The sequence below is a fragment of the Kitasatospora brasiliensis genome (genome assembly GCF_032654805.1).
In the GTDB taxonomy this organism is placed as follows: Bacteria; Actinomycetota; Actinomycetes; order Streptomycetales; family Streptomycetaceae; genus Kitasatospora; species Kitasatospora brasiliensis.
Window position 1 is genome coordinate 38212 of the sequence record NZ_JAUOOW010000004.1, and the last position, 16287, is coordinate 54498.

The following is a 16287-nucleotide window of genomic DNA, read 5'->3' on the forward strand; positions in this document are numbered from 1 at the left end:
ACGTAGAACCGGGGGTGATCCGTGTGCGATCGGTGCCTGCGCCGTGGGGAGGCGGGGCATGGGCACTGTAGGAGGACTGGACCAATGCGTCAACAGGTCTGTACCACTTGAGGGGCGGCAGGGAACAGGTGACAGATTTCAACTTCTGTTATCTGTCGCCTGTCATCTGTTTTCTGTTCTCTGTCACCCGTCGTCCGTCAGCTGTTCGTCCCCGTCAGCTCGTCCCCGAGCGGGCTGCGGCGGTACAGCACCGAGCGGCCGTGACGGGCCCGGGTGACCAGGCCGGTGGCGGCGAGGACGGACAGGTGCTGGCTGACGGCGCCCGGGGTGACGCCGAGGCGGTAGGCGAGGTCGGTGGTGGAGGCGGCCTCGGCCAGCAGGCCCAGCAGTCGGGCCTTCGGCGCGCCGACCAGCGCCTCCAGGGCCCGTGGCGGTGTCGGCACGCCCCCGACGGCCATGCCCGCCTGGCCGCGGGCGGGGTAACTGATCTGTGGCGCACGCTCGTTGCTGATCATCGTGATCGCGCCGCGGACGAAGAAGGTCGGGCAGAGCACGAGGCCGCGTCCGTCCACCGGGGTCTCCACGTTCCCGTCCGTCCACTGCCGGTCGACCGAGAGCACCCCGTCCTCCCAGTGGAGCCGGTGGTCCAGGTCGGCGAAGAGGGCCGCCGCGCCGTGTCGGGCGAGCAGCCGGGCGCGGTAGACCAGGTCGGCCTCCAGCACCGCGCGGGCCTGCGGCCACCAGTTGGGCGCGAGGCACAGCTCCCAGTACTCCTCCAGGGCATCGGTGATCCGCGCCAACAACCGCTCCGGGTCGGCGAGTCCGGAGGCGAGCACGGTCGGCATCGCCTGACCGTGCAGGGAGAAGGTCTGCTCCAGTTCGGGCCGCAGCTGCTCCGGCGGAAGTGCGCGGACGGTGGCGAGTTCGGCGCGGAATTCGGGGGAGGGGGAGGTCGGGCGGGGCGTCAGGAAGTCCGGGACGAAACGGCTCTCGGCGACGAGCGCGAGCAGCAGGCGTGAGTCCAGACGTTCGAAGGAGGGCCTGAGCTGCTCGAAGGTCCGGGTCTGGAGGTGGTAGACGCCCGGGTGGGTCCACATTCGCAGGCTCAGCACCGCCTCGTGGATCGGGGAGGCGGCGAACCACGTGGTGGCGAGGTCGGCCAGGCGGAGGGTGAACCGGTGCACGGGGCGTCCTTCTACGGGATCGGGCCTTGGATTCAGCCAGAGCCTAAAGGAGTAGCCGGACCGGTCCGTCGAGAGGTGGGATCGCCGCATGACCACCCCGACGGCGGAGTCCTCCGCACCTTCCCCTGCCATGCCCGAAGGTCCCGCGGTGACCGCGAAGACGGGTGCCGACGGAGCCCTCGCCGCTCTGCGGCGGCGCCTGCACCCCGATCCGGCGGTCCGTCGGCTGGCCGGGATCACCCTGATCAACACGGTGGGCAACGGACTGTCCCTCGCCGTCGCGGTGCTGTTCTTCACCCGGGTGCTCGGTCTGAGTGCCGCCCAGCTGGGCCTGGGCTTGACCGCCGCCGGACTGTGCGGGGTGGTCGCCAGCGTGCCGGCCGGGCGGGCCGCCGACCGCTGGGGTGCCCGGAGGGTACTGGTCGCGCTGGTCTCGGTGCAGGCGATCGGCACCGCCGGGTACGCGCTGGTGCACAGCTACCCGGCCTTCGTGGCGCTGGCCTGCCTGGTGTCCGCCGTCGACCGGGGGTCCGCCGCGGTACGAAACGCGCTCTACGCCCAGGTGCTGCCCGCCGACCGCCGGGTGGCGGGCCGGGCCTACCTGCGGGTGGTCACCAACGTGGGCCTCTGCGGGGGCACCGCCCTGGGGGCCGTCGCGCTCCAGTTGGACACCCGACCGGTCTACCTGACGGCGATCCTGGCCGATGCCGCCTCCTTCACGGTCGTCGCCGTGCTGTTCCACCGCCTCGCCGACCTGCGGCAACCGTCGGCGGGCGAGCCGGTGGAGGACGGCGTGGTGAGTCTGCCGACCCCCTCCAGCGAGGGCGCCGACCAGGGCAGCCGTCGGAACCCGGCGCTGCGGGACGGACCGTTCCTGGCCGTGACGGTGCTGAACGCCGTGCTGTGCCTACAGTTCGCCGTTCTGGAGGTCGGTGTGCCGCTCTGGATCGTCCAGGAGACCGACGCGCCGCGGATCACCGTCGCCGGCACCCTGATCGTCAACACCTTGCTGGTGATCGCCCTTCAGATGCGGGCCACCCGGGGCACCGAGGAGCGGGCCGGCGCCACCCGGGCCTGTGGTCGGGCCGGGCTGCTGCTTGCTGCTTCCTGCCTGGTCATCGCGCTCGCCCATGGCCTGCCCGCGGTCCTCGCGGCGGTGGTGGTGATCGGCGGGGTGGCCCTCCAGTCGCTCGGCGAGGTGGTCGGGCAGGCAGGCGGCTGGGCGCTCAGCTACGACCTCGCGGGCGAACGCGACCACGGCGCCTACCAGGGCGTGTTCAACGCGGGCACGGCCGCCGCGATGATGGCCGGCCCGGCGCTGGTCAGCACCCTGGTGATCGGGTACGGCATGACCGGGTGGATGGTCCTGGGCGGGCTGCTGGCGGCGGCGGGCCTGGGCATGCGCCCCGCCGTGCGCTGGGCCGGGCGGCGGGGCAGATGACGGAGGGCGGGCGACAGGTGACGGCGAACAGATGACAGATTTCAATGTCTGTCATCTGTTATCTGATATCTGTCGTCTGTTCGCTGTCCTCCGTCCGCTCCCCGCGCACTACTCCCGAACGACCGCCAGCGCCTCGATCTCGATCAGCACCTCGGGCCGGAACAGCGCCGCGACCTGGACGGCGGAGGCCGCGGGCAGGGGGCCGGAGCCCAGGTACTCGTCACGGGCCTCACGAATGGCAGGGAGGTAGGCGATGTCGGTCATGAAGAAGGTGAACTTCACGACGTCCTCGAACCCGGCCCCGGCGGCGGCCAGGCAGCGGCGCAGGTTCTCGAAGACCTGATGGGCCTGCGCCTTCGGGTCGCCCACGCCGACCACGTTGCGGTGCTCGTCGAAGGCGACCTGGCCGGAGATCTGGACCAGCCGCCCGGTGCCGGTGACGACCTGGGTGTAACCGGTACCGGGGGCGACCCCCGGCGGTTCGGTGATGTGGGTGAGGTGAGAGGTGGTCATGAGGCGGATCCTGGGCCATGATCCATCGCTCCCGCAAGCCACCGAGCTATCGCTTCCCACCTCGCAGCGCACCACCTCGGGCAGCTCGCGGAGGAACGGCCGCTCGGAGGAGGGGAGTTGTTCAGCCCGTCCGGCCGCGCGAGGCACTACGTCGAGGACGCGTCCCGGGTCGGCGGCGTAACCCCCACTGTCCCAGGCCGCGTTCGCCTCCGCCGAGGCCCAACTCCCGTTGCTTCTCCGCCCAATGTCGACCACGGCAGGGCTCGGCGGCGGTGTGCCCGCCGCAGCGTCGGCCAGGACGTCACGGGCGAACACGAACACGTCGGCGGCCTCCCCTCAGGCGTCCCGCCGGGCCTTCGTCCGGGGGCGGTGCGTAGTTGCAGGCCCATCTCGTTGTCGCGCGGCGCGAGCAGCAGGACAGGGGTGGCGGTGGGAAGGGCCACCGTGCTGGCGCCGGCGCGCCGACCGTCACCACCGGATGTCGGCCCGGCGCGAACGCCTGCCGACTCCGGTCGCCGGGCCGTCCATCTCCGGCCACCGGACGGGATTGGCTCTGGCCGAGGGGCGGGTGGGCGTGCCAGAGTCGTGCGGGCGTCGTCCGGGCAGTTCCGGACCGCGCCCGCAGTCCGACCCACCCTCAGCCGGAAGGCAGGCCCCGCCGATGACCAGCGCAGCGCCCCTCGTCCGCGTCAGCACCGCCGACGCCGTCACCACGCTCACCCTCGACTCGCCGCACAACCGCAACGCGCTCTCCACCCGGCTGATGGCCGAGCTGCACGCCGGACTGGCCTCCGCCGCGGCCGACCCGGAGGTCCGCGCGGTGGTGCTCGGGCACGCCGGCAAGGTGTTCTGCGCGGGCGCGGACCTCTCCGAGGCGACCGGCGCGGATCCGACGGTCGGCCCGCGCGGCCTGGTCGAGCTCCAGCGGGCGATCGTCGACTGCGCGAAGCCGGTGATCGCCGTGATCGACGGGCACGTACGGGCGGGCGGCCTCGGCCTGGTCGGCGCGGCGGATCTCGCCGTCGCGGGACCGGCCTCGACCTTCGCCTTCACCGAGGTCCGGCTCGGCCTGGCGCCCGCCGTCATCTCGCTGCCGCTGCGCCCGAAGCTGGAGCCGCGCGCGGCCTCCCGCTACTACCTCACCGGTGAGGTCTTCGACGCCGTCGAAGCCGCCCGGATCGGGCTGATCACCAGCGCCACCGAGTCCGCCGAGGACACCGATGTGGTGCTGAAGGGCCTGCTGGACGCGCTGCGCCTGGGCTCCCCGCAGGGCCTGGCGGAGTCGAAGCGGCTGGCCAACGCCGAGGTGGTGCGTTCCTTCGAGCGGGACGCGGAGGAGCTGGTGGAGCTGTCGGCGCGGCTGTTCGGTTCGGCGGAGGCGCAGGAGGGGATGCGGTCGTTCCTGGAGAAGCGGCCCGCCCGCTGGGTGCGCTGACGGCGAGGGCCCCGGGTGTTCCGTCGGCCCGCCCGGGGCCTGGCCGTCACGCGTGGCCGCGGCCGCTGTGATGTCGGCCTCCCGACGGACGGGCGGACGCTACGGGCCGGTAACGTGAGCGCATGCCGATAACCCGTTCCCTCGTCTCAGCCGTCCGGGCCGGTGGCCGCCGCGTCGCCGGACGCCTCGTTCACCGGGGCTGGCGCTGGGTGCAGCGGACCGGCGCGGTCACCAATCGCAACCCCGGCCCGTACCGGTTCGGCGAGTTGGGCGACGGCACGAGCCTCGCGTTTCCGCTCGGGGCGGTGTTCAACGAACAGTGGATCACCGTCGGGCCGTTCTCGATCATCGGCGAGCGAGTCACCATCAGCGCCGGGTTCCTGCCCGGACTCGACCTCGGGCCGGAGCCGATCGTCCGGATCGGTGGCGGCTGCGTGATCGGCCGCGACAGCCACATCGTCGGCCACCAGTCGATCGTCATCGGCGACGACGTGTGGACCGGGCCGGGCGTCTACATCAGCGACCAGGCACACGAGTACCGGGACACCGAGCTGCCGATCGGCAAGCAGTGGCCGCGCAACGAACCGGTGGAGATCGGGGCGGGCAGCTGGATCGGCACCGGCGCGGTGGTCCTGCCGGGGGCGCGGATCGGCCGCAACGTGGTGGTCGCGGCGGGGGCGGTGGTGCGCGGCGAGGTGCCCGACCACAGTGTCGTCGCCGGGGCGCCGGCCAAGGTGGTGCGCCGCTGGACCGAGGAGGAGGGCTGGCAGCCGCCGCTGCGCCACGACGCTCCGCAGCCGGTGCCGGACGGGGTGACGGCGGAGCAACTGCGGGCGCTGGTCGGCTGGGACCTGCGGCTGCCGGGTGAGCAGGGCTGAGGCGGCCGTCAGGGCGCGGTGCGGAAGGTGACGACGGCGGTGGTGCCGTTCGGGCGCAGCTCGCGCTTGCCCGGGGTGTCGAGCAACGCGGCGTCGTAGCGCGCGAGTTCGGCGCTGTCGACGATGGCGGTGCCGACGAGGCAGGCGAGGAGGACGGTGCCCCCGTCCGGGACGTCGAGCGTGGCGGCCGAGGAGGCCAGCTCCACCGTGGCCTCGACCCGTCCGCGGCGCGTCATCACGTTGAAGTCGACCACCGGGCCGGCCGACAGGCGGCAGTCGGTGGTGGCGTCGCCGGAGAAGGCGAACGGCCGGAGCGGCGTATCGACCAGGTGCTCGGTGCCGTCGACGGTGAGCGCCATGCCGGGGCCCTCGACCAGGGTGATCACCCGGTCGATGCCGGGGAACGGGGAGAACGGTCCGGCCGCGGCGACGTCCGCGAGGCTGACCCGCCAGTCGAAGGCGTCCAGCCCGGCGCCCGCCGGGAACCCGGCGACCTCCCTGGTCACCCCGCCCCCGTTGAGCCACGCCGTTGCCGGGCGCCCGCTCGCCCGCAGGACCTGGAAGCCTTCGCTGGTCGTCATGGGGCCGCATCCTGTCATATGACGGCGGACGGATAACAGATGACAGATTTCAACATCTGTCATCCGTCATCTGTTATCTGCAATCCGTCGTCTGTCATCTGTCCGCCGTCATCCGTGTCCCGTCACCCGCCGTCTGTCCCCCGCGGCCCGACCGACAGCGGCAGGAGCGCCGCCACGCTCGCCGCGAGCGCGACCGTGGTGAGGGCCAGCGGCAGTCCGGCCGCGTCGGCGAGGAAGCCGATCACCACCGGGCCGATGAGCATCCCCCCGTAGCCGAGCGAGGAAGCGAACGCCACGCCCTGCGGCCCGCCCGCCGTGCCGGCCCGGGCGATGGCGAGCGGGAAGAGGTTGGCCAAGCCGAGGCCGACCAGGACGAACCCGCAGATCGCCACCGGCACCACCGGGGCCAACGCGGCAATCAACATGCCGGCCGCCGCCGTCAACCCGCCGAACAGCATCAGCCGGGTCTGGCCGAGCCTGATGGACAGCCAGGTGCCACTGACCCGCCCGCCGGCCATCGCGAACGCGTACGCGCCGTACCCGGTGGCAGCCACCACGGAGCTCGCATGGACGTCGTCGGTGAGGTGAAGCGTGGTCCAGTCGGCGATCGCGCCCTCGCCGTACGCGGTGCACAGCGCGGTGAGGCCGAGCAGCAGGACGAGCATCCGGGTGTGGGTACGGGCCGAACCCGAGTGCGCCCCCGCGCTGTCGGGCGGCCCCGCCGTACGGTTCGCGTGCTCGGGCACGACCGTCGGCACCGCCGGGCTGCGCAGCAGGACGACCCCCGCGCCGACGGTGACGGCCATGCCCAGCGCGGCGCTGAGCGCGAGCGCCCATGAAGTGTTCAGCGGCCCGGCGAGCAACCCGCTGACGCCGGTGCCGACCAGCCCGCCGAAGCTGTACCCCGCGTGGAAGCTGGGCATCACGGGCCGCCGCAGCTGCGGGACCAGGTCGACGGCGGCGCTGTTCATCGCGACGTTGGCCCCGCCGTACCCCGCGCCGAACAGGAGCAGCACCCCGCCGAGCGCGGTGACCGAGTGGGTGTGCGCGGGCAGCGGCACGGCGAGGCTGAGCAGGGCGAGCGAGCCGACGGTCACCGGGCGCGAGCCGTACCGCAGGCAGAGCCGGCCGACCAGCGGCATGGTGAGGACGGCGCCGATCGACAGGCAGAGCAGCGCGAGCCCGAGGGCACTGTGCGAGGCGCTGACCTGGCTGCGGACGTCCGGGATGCGGACGACCCAGGCGGCGAAGAGGAAGCCGTCGACGGCGAAGAATGCGGTGAGGGCGATACGTGCAGGCCCCCAGGGGCTGTCGGTCGCCGGGGGTGTGCTGCGAGACTGGGAGGGCGGGAGGTCGGGTCGAGTGTGTGAACCGATTTTGTTTCGAAGCGACACAAAGTCACAATAGGGGTGTGCAGCTCTCACCATCAAGCCCGAGGCCCGGTACCGGGAACGAATCCGACGCGCAGCGCGACAGCCACCGCCGCGCGGCTCCCGACCGGGGGCGGACGCTGCTCGGCCCGGCGCTCTCCCTGATCCACACCGGTCAGACGCCGACCCGTTCGGCGCTCACCCGCGCACTGGACGTGACCCGGGCCACGGCCGGCGCGGTCACCGCCGAACTTGAGGCGCTCGGCCTGATCGCCGTCGACTCACGCCCGGCCGGCGGCGGCCGCGGACGTCCCTCGCACCGCCTCGCGATCGACCCGCACGGCCCGGTCGTGATCGCCGGACAGATCCACGCCGACGGGCTGAGCGTCACCCTGGCCGGCCTCGGCGGACTGCTCGACCCGCCCGTCCACCTGCCGCTGCCCGCCGCCACCGACCCGGTCCGGATGCTGCGCGCCGTCGCCGTGGCGGGTGCCGAGCTCGCCCGAGCGACCGACCGCCGCTGCCTGGGCGCCGCGCTCGCGCTGCCCAATCCGGTCACCGAACCGGACGGCGCCGCCCTCGCAGCGCTGCACTTCGCCTGGCCCAGCGGCACCCCGGTCGCCGACCTGTACGACGTCGAGGTCGGCCGCGCCGACCACGGCCCGAACGCGCTGCGCCCGCTGCCCACCGCCGTCGCCAACGACGCCAACCTGGCCGCGCTCGCCGAGTACCGGCACGGCGCCGGCCGCGGTGCCCGCCACCTGCTCTTCGTCACCTCCGGCCACCGCGGCGTCGGCGGCGCGCTGGTCATCGACGGCCATCTGCACACCGGCAGCGCCGGCCTCGCCCTGGAGGTCGGTCACCTCGCCGTCGACCCGCAAGGCCGGCCTTGCATGTGCGGTAACCGGGGCTGCCTCAATTCCGAGACCGACCCCGACGCGCTGTTCGCCGCCGCCGGACTCACCCCCGAGCCGGGCCGTCCGCTGCTGGACCAGGCGTGGGAGCTGTGCCGGGCGGCCGCGACGGACGACCGGGCGCGGGCGGCGGTGGAGCACGTCATCGACCGGCTCGGGCTCGGGCTGGCCGGCGTCGCCAACATCCTCAACCCCGACCGGGTGGTCCTCAGCGGGCTGCACCTCGACCTGCTGGAGGCCGCGCCCGACCGGCTGCGGTCGGTGGTCGCCGAGCGCAGCCTGTGGGGTCGTAGCGGCCGGGTGCCGATCGTCGGCGCCGAGCTGGCGCACGGCGCGCTCGCGGGAGCGGCCGAACTGGGCTGGGGGCCGTACCTGGTGGACCCGCAGTCGGTGCCGGTGCTGCCCTGACGCGAAGACGGGGCCCGAAGCGGGCGCTCCGGGGCGTGAGTCCGACGGCGATAAGCGGAACCTGGCCCTTCAGAAAAGGTCACTTATCGTGACTCTCCTACACTCGTAGTGAGCAGCAGGGTTCACCGCGAGGGAGACAGCGACCATGAGCACCCAGCCCGGCATCGTGCCGACCATCGACGTCGACCGCTCCGACCCGGAGTACCGTGCCTGGCTCAAGGAGGCGGTGCGCAAGGTCCAGGCCGACTCCAACCGGTCCGCCGACACCCACCTGCTGCGCTTCCCGCTGCCCGCGGAGTGGGGGATCGACCTGTACCTCAAGGACGAGTCCACCCACCCGACCGGCTCGCTCAAGCACCGCCTGGCCCGCTCGCTGTTCCTCTACGGGCTCTGCAACGGCTGGATCCGGCCCGGCAAGCCGGTGATCGAGGCGTCCAGCGGCTCCACCGCCGTCTCCGAGGCGTACTTCGCCCAGCTCGTGGGCGTGCCGTTCATCGCCGTGATGGCCAAGAGCACCAGCCAGGCCAAGATCGACCTGATCCAGTTCCACGGCGGCGAGTGTCACCTGGTCGAGCGTCCGGACGAGGTGTACGAGGCGTCCGCCCGGCTCGCCGAGGAGACCGGCGGGCACTACATGGACCAGTTCACCTACGCCGAGCGGGCCACCGACTGGCGCGGCAACAACAACATCGCCGAGTCGGTCTTCGCCCAGCTGCGCCTGGAGCCGCACCCCGAACCGGCCTGGATCGTGGCCACCGCGGGCACCGGCGGCACCTCGGCGACCATCGCCCGGTACGTGCACTACATGCAGTACGACACCCGGATCTGTGTCGCGGACCCGGAGAACTCCTGTTTCTTCGACGGCTGGGTGCGCAACGATCCGGACGCCGTCTGCGAGAGCGGCTCGCGGATCGAGGGGATCGGACGGCAGCGGATGGAGCCGAGCTTCGTCCCGGGGGCGATCGACCGGATGATGAGGGTGCCGGACGCCGCGTCGATCGCCGCGGTGCGGGTGCTGGAGCGGGTGCTCGGCAAGAAGGCGGGCGCCTCCACCGGGACGGGCCTCTGGAGCGCGCTGCGGATCGTCGCCGAGATGCGGGAGGCCGGGCGGACGGGCAGCGTGGTCGGCCTGATCTGCGACCCGGGGGACCGCTACCTGGACAAGTACTACTCGGACGACTGGCTGGCGGGCGAGCGGATCGACATCGGACCCTATCGGGCGGCGCTGGAGTCCTTCCTCGCCGGCGGCCCCTGGGCGGACTGACCCGGGTCGCCCAGGCGCCGATCGGTCGCCCGAGCAGCAAACAGCGAACAGCAAACAGCGAACAGCAAACAGCTGACAGGTAACAGATCACAGATAACAGATGACAGCTGACAGATGTTGAAATCTGTCAGCTGTCATCTGTCGGCCGGATCACCGCCCGCCCACCCGCGAGGTCGATCCCCGTACGCTTCGGCGCGCCGTCGTGCTCGTCGTCCCGCAGGACCAGCTCCACTCGCCGCTGCTCCAGCTGCACCCGCTTGCTCGGGTAGAGCAGCGCGTGCAGCTCCTCCGTCGCGGTCGCACCCGCGCCGCGCCCACCATTTGACCCCGACCCCAATCCGGCCCCCGCCGCCGTCGGACGGGTGCGCAGCCGCCGCAGCACCGCGCCGAAGAAGAACACCACGACCAGTCCGGCCGGTAGCAGCAACCCGCCCGCCGCGCCCGTCAGAAGTACGCCCATGCCCACCCAACGGCCCGTCGCGGTCGGGGAGTTCCCCGCCGCCGCGCTACGGCAGCGATGCCGCCGGCAAGTCCGCCGGGACGAGCAGCTGGAGCTCCTCGGTGGACGGGTCGGCAAGGTGGGCGACCCGCACCGCGTGCCGCTCGACCATGGTCTCGAAGACCTGCCGCGCGGTGCGCCCGTTACCGAAGTTGGGGCCGCGCTCCAGCCCGCCGAAGTGCTCCAGCAGTGCCTGCTCGGTCTCCTCGGACAGCGCGTACTCGTGCTCCGCGCACTGCGCCCGGGCGATCTCCAGCAGCTCGTCCGCCGTGTAGTCCGGGAACCCGATGGTGCGTGAGAAACGGGACGACACGCCGGGGTTGGCGGAGAGGAAGCGCTCCATCTCGGAGGTGTAGCCCGCCACGATCACGACCACCTCGTCGCGGTGGTCCTCCATCAGCTTGACCAGGGTGTCGATCGCCTCGCGCCCGAAGTCCCGCGCCCCGTCCTCGGGCGCGAGCGCGTACGCCTCGTCGATGAAGAGCACCCCGCCGCGCGCCCGGTCGAAGGCGGCCGCGGTGCGGATCGCGGTGGAGCCGATGTGCTCGCCGACCAGGTCCACCCGGGCCACCTCGACCAGGTGCCCGCGCTGGAGCACCCCGAGCGAGGCGAGGATCTCGCCGTAGAGCCGGGCGACGGTGGTCTTGCCGGTGCCCGGTGCGCCCGTGAAGACCAGGTGCCGGCGCAGCGAGGGCGCCTTGAGCCCGGCCTGGCGGCGACGTCGGCCGACCGAGATCAGGTCGATCAGCGTGCGCACCTCCTGCTTCACCGTGGCCAGCCCGACCAGCGAGTCCAGTTCGGCGAGCGCCTCCTCGGCCGGCCGGCAGTCCGGGATCGGCGCGATCGCCGCCGTGGCGGCCGCGGACGGTGCCAACGCGGCCACGGCCGCGGTCAGTTGGCCCGATCGCGGGGCCGGCACCTCGGCGGACCCGAACGACGGCGCCGACCCGCGCCCGGCCCCCGCCCCGCCCCCCGGAGAACCGGGACCACCGGGAGCGCCCGGCGCACCGGGACCGCCCGGACCGGCCGACGCCGGAGCCGTCCCGACGTCGTCCGAGGTGCAGCCCTCCGCGACCGGCCCCGGCTCGGAGAACTCGAACCCGGCCCGCTGGTTGTGCTCCGCCCGGCACCGGGTGAGCTGGGTTCGGCAGCCGTCGATGATGTGGAAGCCGAAGCCCCTGCCCTGCGAGACCCGGCAGTCCTCGAAGGTGCCGCGCCCCTGCGCGGAGACGTACACCCCCGCGTCCGTGCTGGCCCGTACGGTGCAGTCGCGCAGCACCGGGTCGGCGCCCTTGGTGACGATCACCCCGGTGGCCACGTCGGAGATCTCGCAGTCGGTGAGCAGTCCGCCGCTGCCGTGGTCGCGGAACCACAGCCCGGTGCCCGCCTCCTGCACCCGGCAGGAGGCCAGGGAGACGGTGGCCCCGCCGCTGACCGAGACCGCCGAGCTGCGGATGCGGCTGAACGAGCAGCCCTCGGCGGTGGCGGCGGAGTCCCGGTCGAGGACGAACAGGGCGTCCGGCAGGTCGTGCAGCGAGCAGTCGGTGAGGGTCAGCCGGGCGCCGTCGCTGACCCACAGCGCCGGGTACTCGCCGGTCGAGCCGTGGATCTGGCAGGACTCGGCGACGGCCTGGGTGCCCTGGTCCCAGATCGACAGCGCCCCGCGCCCGAAGTCCCGGATGGTGCTGTTCGAAAGGCTCAGCCGGGCGCGTCCGCGCAGGTCAGCGCCGTTCTCCGGCAGGTCGTGCACCCGGCAGCCGGTGAGCACCAGCTCGGCCTCGCCGTCCAGGGTGAGGCCGTTCCCGGTGACCCGGTGGATCTCGCAGTCGACCAGCCGCCCGCCCGCCTGCGCCTCGGCCTGCACGCCGCTGCCGCGGATCTCGTAGATCTCGCAGCCGGTCAGCTCGGCCGCGCTGCCGGGGTCGGAGAGCAGGACGCCGGCGCCGGAGGCGTGGTGCACGCGACAGCGGTCCAGGGCGGCGGTGGCACCGCCGAGGACGGCCAGCCCGGCTTGGCCGGCGGCCGCGACCTCGCAGTCCTCGAAGGCGGCGGCGGTGGACTCGCCGCGCAGCCGCAGCCCGAGCCCGCCCGGATTGGTGACGACGCAGCCGCGCAGGGTGGGGCGGGCGCCGCCGGTGACCTCGATCCCGGTGGACGAGCGGGTCTCGATCCGGCAGCCGCTGAAGGCGGGCGACGCCTGCGGCCCGGTGACCAGGACGGCCGGGGTGGAGCTGTCGCCGCCCTCGACCACCAGGTCGCGTACGGTCGCGGCGGCGGTCACGGTGAGCGCCACCCCGGAGGGCGGGTCGATCCGGACGGTGCCGGGCCCCTGGGCGGGGACGATCGTCACAGGTTTGTCCACCAGCACGTTCTCCCGGAAGGTGCCCGGCCGGACGGTCACGGTGTCGCCCGGTTCGGCGGCCGCGAGGGCCTCCGCGAGCGTGTCGTACTCGCCCGCTCGGCGACGCCAGCGGGATGCGCTGTCCTGGGTGACCCGGACCCTGTGCTCAGCCATGACGGTCTGTCGTCCCCACCTTCGTCGAGCCGGCGATCAACGGGCCGAATGCGCGAGGGTGCGCGGGCCGCCCGCCCACCGTAGCGCGCCCACGTGGGTGGTCCGGCCGCCCGCGGTCGCGCGGACCCCGGTAGCGCTCACCGGCGCCACAGCTTCCGACCACTTGTTTCAACGAGCGCGCACACCGGTGGTTCCGTCCGGACGCGCCGGTTCCAGAGCGCGGCCGGTGTCCGGCGCCGCTCGGCGGGCCGGTGCGCCCCGATGTCCGGCACGAGCAGTCGACGCGGGCCGTCCACCGGAACACGAAGCAGGCCTCCCGCCGGAACACGACGTGGGTCCCCCGCCGGAACACGAAGCGGCCCGCCCACCGAAGCACGAAGCCGATCCGGCGGGCTCAGCGCCCGTCGGTGGGCCAGTGCGCCCCGTCCTCCAGCACCTCCACCTCGTCGCCCAGCCGCAGCGTGCCGAGCGCGTCGCCCTCGACACCGGTCGGCCGCTCGGGGATCAGGTTCTGTCCGAAGGAGGCCTTGCGCAGCAGCCGGTGGTGCCGGGCCAGGGTGCGCAGCGGCTCCTTGCCGCGCCGTTCGCCGGTCTCCTGGTCGGTGGTGGTGACCACGCAGCGGCCGCACGGCTTGACCACCTTGAAGGTGACCGAGCCGATCCGGATCCGCCGCCAGGTGTCCTCGGCCCACGGCTCGGAGCCGTCGATCACCACGCTCGGGCGGAAGCGCTCCATCGGCAGGGCCTCGTGGCCGTCCGGGTTCTCGGCGGCGATCAGCTCGTTGAGCCGGTCGAGCGAGGCGTCGGTGGTGAGCAGCAGCGGAAAGCCGTCGGCCATCGAGACGCTGTCGCCGGGCTCACCGTACTCGGGGTCGACCGGCCTGGCGCGCGGGTCGTCCAGGTGCACCAGGCGGTAGTCGTCGAGGTGCTCGGCGATCCACCGCTGAGCCTCCTCGGGGGCCTGGGCGGCGTGGAAGCGGGTGCCCCAGACCTCGACCTCGGTGAGCGGTGCGCCGGCCGAGACGGCGGGGGCCGGGACCTCGATCCGGGAGCCGTCGGGGGCGGTCAGGGTGAGGACGCCGTCGGGCAGTAGCCCCGTCCGGATCTGTCCGATGGCCGGGTTCTCGCGCTGGCTGACGAAGCGCCCGGTCGGGTCTGCCAGCATCCAGCGGCGGTCTCCGGCCAGGCCCCAGGGTTGGACCACGGCGCTGGCCGGGCTCAGGCGGTACATGGACTTGACGGGGTAGACGTGGAGTCCGGTGAGCTGCATCCCTCCATCCTGCCAGTCCGGTTCCGGCCGACACGAAGGCCCCCGTACGCGCACGGACCGCCCGGGACGCCGTGGGGGGCGTTCCGGGCGGTCCGTGGATGACCCGTTTCTCCGTTCGCCCGGCGTACGGGGGGCGCCGGGTGGTGCTCAGGTGGTGCGGGTGCTGGCCGCGTGGGGGCCGGCCTCGGGGTTGTCAGCGGGCTGTCAGTAGCCCTGGCTCTGCGGCTGGTAGCCGCCGTTGCCCTGGCCCGCCGCGTTGAAGGAGCCGGGACCGGGCTCGCCGTACGGGCCGGGCCGCTGCGGCTGCATCGGGCGGACCGGAGCGACCGGCGCCATGGCCGGGCGCAGCTGGGCGCCGCCGAAGGACTGGTCGCCGCCCTGGCTCGGGAGGCCGGGGCCGCCGGCGGTCGGGCCGCCGAACGACTGCTGGCCGCCGAAGCCCTGCGGACCGGCGGGCTGGCCCTGGCCGAAACCGCCCGGGTTGCCGGCCGGCTGCGCGCCGAAGGTCTGCGGGCCGCCCTGGGCGCCGACGAAGGTGTTCTGGCCGCCGAAGCTCTGGCCGCCGGACGGCTGGTAGCCGCCGCTGGCGGTCTGGGTGAAACCGGGGGCGACGGGCTGCGGTCGCTGGTACGGCTGGGGGGAGCCGTAGCCGGGGACCGGCGGCTGCGGGGCGGCGTACGCTGGCGCGGGCTGCGCGGGGATGTACGCCGTGGCGGGGCCGGCGGAGGGGGCGCTGCTCGGGCCGGGGCCCAGGGCGAGGCGGGCGGGCGGCAGCGCGGGGAGGTTGCTGCCGGCGTTCTCGTACCCGTTGCCGTAGCGGTTGTCGGGGGTCTGGCCGAGGCTGGATCCGTAACCGGACGACAGCGCCGGTGGCAGGGCGGCCGGGACATTGATGGGAGCGATCTGCGGGACGCCGCGCTCAGCCACGAGGCTGTCGTAGATCGGCGTGCTGGAGGAGAAGGACGGAGAGGGGTAGCCGACTCCGTCGTAGGAGCGGGGCGAGGTCATGGGGCATACGGTAAGCCCACAATGAGCCTGCTGAGGAGTGCGGGAGGGGGAGCAGTTCGACTGTTTACACAGTCTTCGCTCGCACAAAAGTTTCGAAAGTAGGAAAGCCGGACATACCGGCGTCCGCTTCCGGACAACCTTGGCGGGCCGTCAAAGATCGAACAGCGCGCGGACGGAGCCGCCCGGAGACCTTGCGGTGACCGGCCGGTGGATGGTCAGGGGCCCTGCGGAGAAACTTCTTCCGGCGACGGCGTGCGCCGGCGCGTTCGAGCCCCCGCCGGGATGCGGCGGAGGCTCGTGAATGTTTCGGGAATAAAGGTCCCGTCAGTTCGCCGGGTGTTCGGTTCATGCCCCGCGACCTGCGCCGTCGACCCCGCGCCGCGCTCCGGTACCGACGTCCGGCACGCCTCGTGCGGCGCCGTCGTCCGAGGCTGACGGTCAGTGCGACTGCAACGCCTGGGCCTGCGCGGGCAGGGCCGGCTTGCCGACCTCGGAGGTGCAGAAGGAGCACCGGGTCGCGGCGGCCGGGATGGAGCTCAGGCACTCCGGGCAGTCCGTCTTCGCGGCCGGTACGGGCTTGGCCGATTCGAAGCGCGTCTGGAGCTTGCCGACCGGCAGCACCACGGCGAAGTAGATCACGGCGGCGGTCAGCACGAAGCCGATGACCGCGTTGACGAAGACGCCGTACGGGAACCGGGTGCCGGCCACGTCGAAGGTCTTCTCCGTGAAGTCGCCGACGGCGCCGGACGCGACGCCGACCAGCGGGGTGAGGAAGGCGGTGACGAACCCGGTGACGACGGCGGTGAAGGCCGCGCCGATCACGATGCCGACCGCGAGGTCCACCACGTTGCCGCGCAGCAGGAAGCTGCGGAATCCCTTGAACACCGGGTGACTCCAAATCCTTACGGGGGAGGGGGAGATGGGGCGGCACGGCGGGCGCCTCCCCGGCCGGACATCCTGCCGATCGGCTCGGTCCGAGGTCCAACCGCGTTCACCCGATCCGCGTA

The 16287-nt window shown here is 73.2% G+C and carries 14 protein-coding genes; 5 read left to right on the forward strand and 9 right to left on the reverse strand.

From position 1 onward, the window contains the following. Window positions 1-197 precede the first annotated feature (197 nt). Entirely contained in the window at window positions 198-1184 is a 987-nt protein-coding gene (locus QWJ13_RS16320) for an ArsR/SmtB family transcription factor (RefSeq protein WP_316525258.1), read from the reverse strand. A 130-nt stretch (window positions 1185-1314) separates the two neighbouring features. Here QWJ13_RS16320 and QWJ13_RS16325 point away from each other — a divergent pair, with 130 nt between their 5' ends. Then, window positions 1315-2625, forward strand: a complete 1311-nt coding sequence (locus QWJ13_RS16325; RefSeq protein WP_316525259.1) for an MFS transporter — start codon at window positions 1315-1317, stop codon at window positions 2623-2625. A 108-nt stretch (window positions 2626-2733) separates the two neighbouring features. Here QWJ13_RS16325 and QWJ13_RS16330 read toward each other — a convergent pair whose 3' ends face one another. After that, window positions 2734-3138, reverse strand: a complete 405-nt coding sequence (locus tag QWJ13_RS16330; RefSeq protein WP_316525260.1) for a RidA family protein — start codon at window positions 3136-3138, stop codon at window positions 2734-2736. A 661-nt stretch (window positions 3139-3799) separates the two neighbouring features. Between QWJ13_RS16330 and QWJ13_RS16335 the strand changes: the two genes are divergently transcribed. Beyond that, window positions 3800-4573 (forward strand): enoyl-CoA hydratase family protein, encoded by a 774-nt coding sequence (locus QWJ13_RS16335; RefSeq protein ID WP_316525261.1) that lies wholly within the window; start codon window positions 3800-3802, stop codon window positions 4571-4573. A 122-nt stretch (window positions 4574-4695) separates the two neighbouring features. Then, window positions 4696-5451, forward strand: coding sequence for an acyltransferase (locus QWJ13_RS16340; RefSeq protein ID WP_316525263.1), 756 nt, complete (start codon window positions 4696-4698; stop codon window positions 5449-5451). Between the two features lie 8 nt (window positions 5452-5459). On the opposite strand, the gene QWJ13_RS16345 is transcribed toward QWJ13_RS16340, so the two are convergent. Together QWJ13_RS16345 and QWJ13_RS16350 are read right to left on the reverse strand one after the other, a co-directional pair. Then, a complete protein-coding gene (locus QWJ13_RS16345; RefSeq protein WP_316525264.1) occupies window positions 5460-6032 on the reverse strand; it encodes a HutD/Ves family protein in 573 nt (190 codons plus the stop codon). 122 nt (window positions 6033-6154) lie between these two features. Continuing rightward, window positions 6155-7426 carry an MFS transporter gene (locus QWJ13_RS16350; protein ID WP_316525265.1) on the reverse strand — a complete coding sequence of 424 codons (1272 nt, stop codon included), beginning with the start codon at window positions 7424-7426 and terminating at the stop codon, window positions 6155-6157. A 17-nt stretch (window positions 7427-7443) separates the two neighbouring features. Here QWJ13_RS16350 and QWJ13_RS16355 point away from each other — a divergent pair, with 17 nt between their 5' ends. Further along, complete coding sequence (locus tag QWJ13_RS16355) at window positions 7444-8724, forward strand: ROK family protein (protein WP_432277533.1); 1281 nt, start codon at window positions 7444-7446, stop codon at window positions 8722-8724. Between the two features lie 145 nt (window positions 8725-8869). After that, window positions 8870-9988: a PLP-dependent cysteine synthase family protein gene (locus QWJ13_RS16360; RefSeq protein ID WP_316525266.1), complete on the forward strand. Its 1119-nt coding sequence runs from the start codon at window positions 8870-8872 to the stop codon at window positions 9986-9988. 127 nt (window positions 9989-10115) lie between these two features. Here the strand turns inward: QWJ13_RS16360 and QWJ13_RS16365 are convergent, their stop codons facing one another. The 5 genes from QWJ13_RS16365 to mscL all read right to left on the reverse strand — a co-directional run bounded on the left by QWJ13_RS16365 (window position 10116) and on the right by mscL (window position 16165). Then, entirely contained in the window at window positions 10116-10448 is a 333-nt protein-coding gene (locus QWJ13_RS16365; protein ID WP_316525267.1) for a DUF6191 domain-containing protein, read from the reverse strand. A gap of 46 nt (window positions 10449-10494) precedes the next feature. Next, window positions 10495-13002 carry a right-handed parallel beta-helix repeat-containing protein gene (locus QWJ13_RS16370; RefSeq protein ID WP_316525268.1) on the reverse strand — a complete coding sequence of 836 codons (2508 nt, stop codon included), beginning with the start codon at window positions 13000-13002 and terminating at the stop codon, window positions 10495-10497. Window positions 13003-13396: 394 nt separating this feature from the next. After that, window positions 13397-14272: an MOSC domain-containing protein gene (locus QWJ13_RS16375; RefSeq protein ID WP_316525269.1), complete on the reverse strand. Its 876-nt coding sequence runs from the start codon at window positions 14270-14272 to the stop codon at window positions 13397-13399. 204 nt (window positions 14273-14476) lie between these two features. Then, a complete protein-coding gene (locus tag QWJ13_RS16380; RefSeq protein ID WP_316525270.1) occupies window positions 14477-15280 on the reverse strand; it encodes a DUF6643 family protein in 804 nt (267 codons plus the stop codon). Between the two features lie 438 nt (window positions 15281-15718). Next, complete coding sequence (mscL, locus tag QWJ13_RS16385) at window positions 15719-16165, reverse strand: large conductance mechanosensitive channel protein MscL (RefSeq protein WP_316525271.1); 447 nt, start codon at window positions 16163-16165, stop codon at window positions 15719-15721. Window positions 16166-16287: the final 122 nt, after the last annotated feature.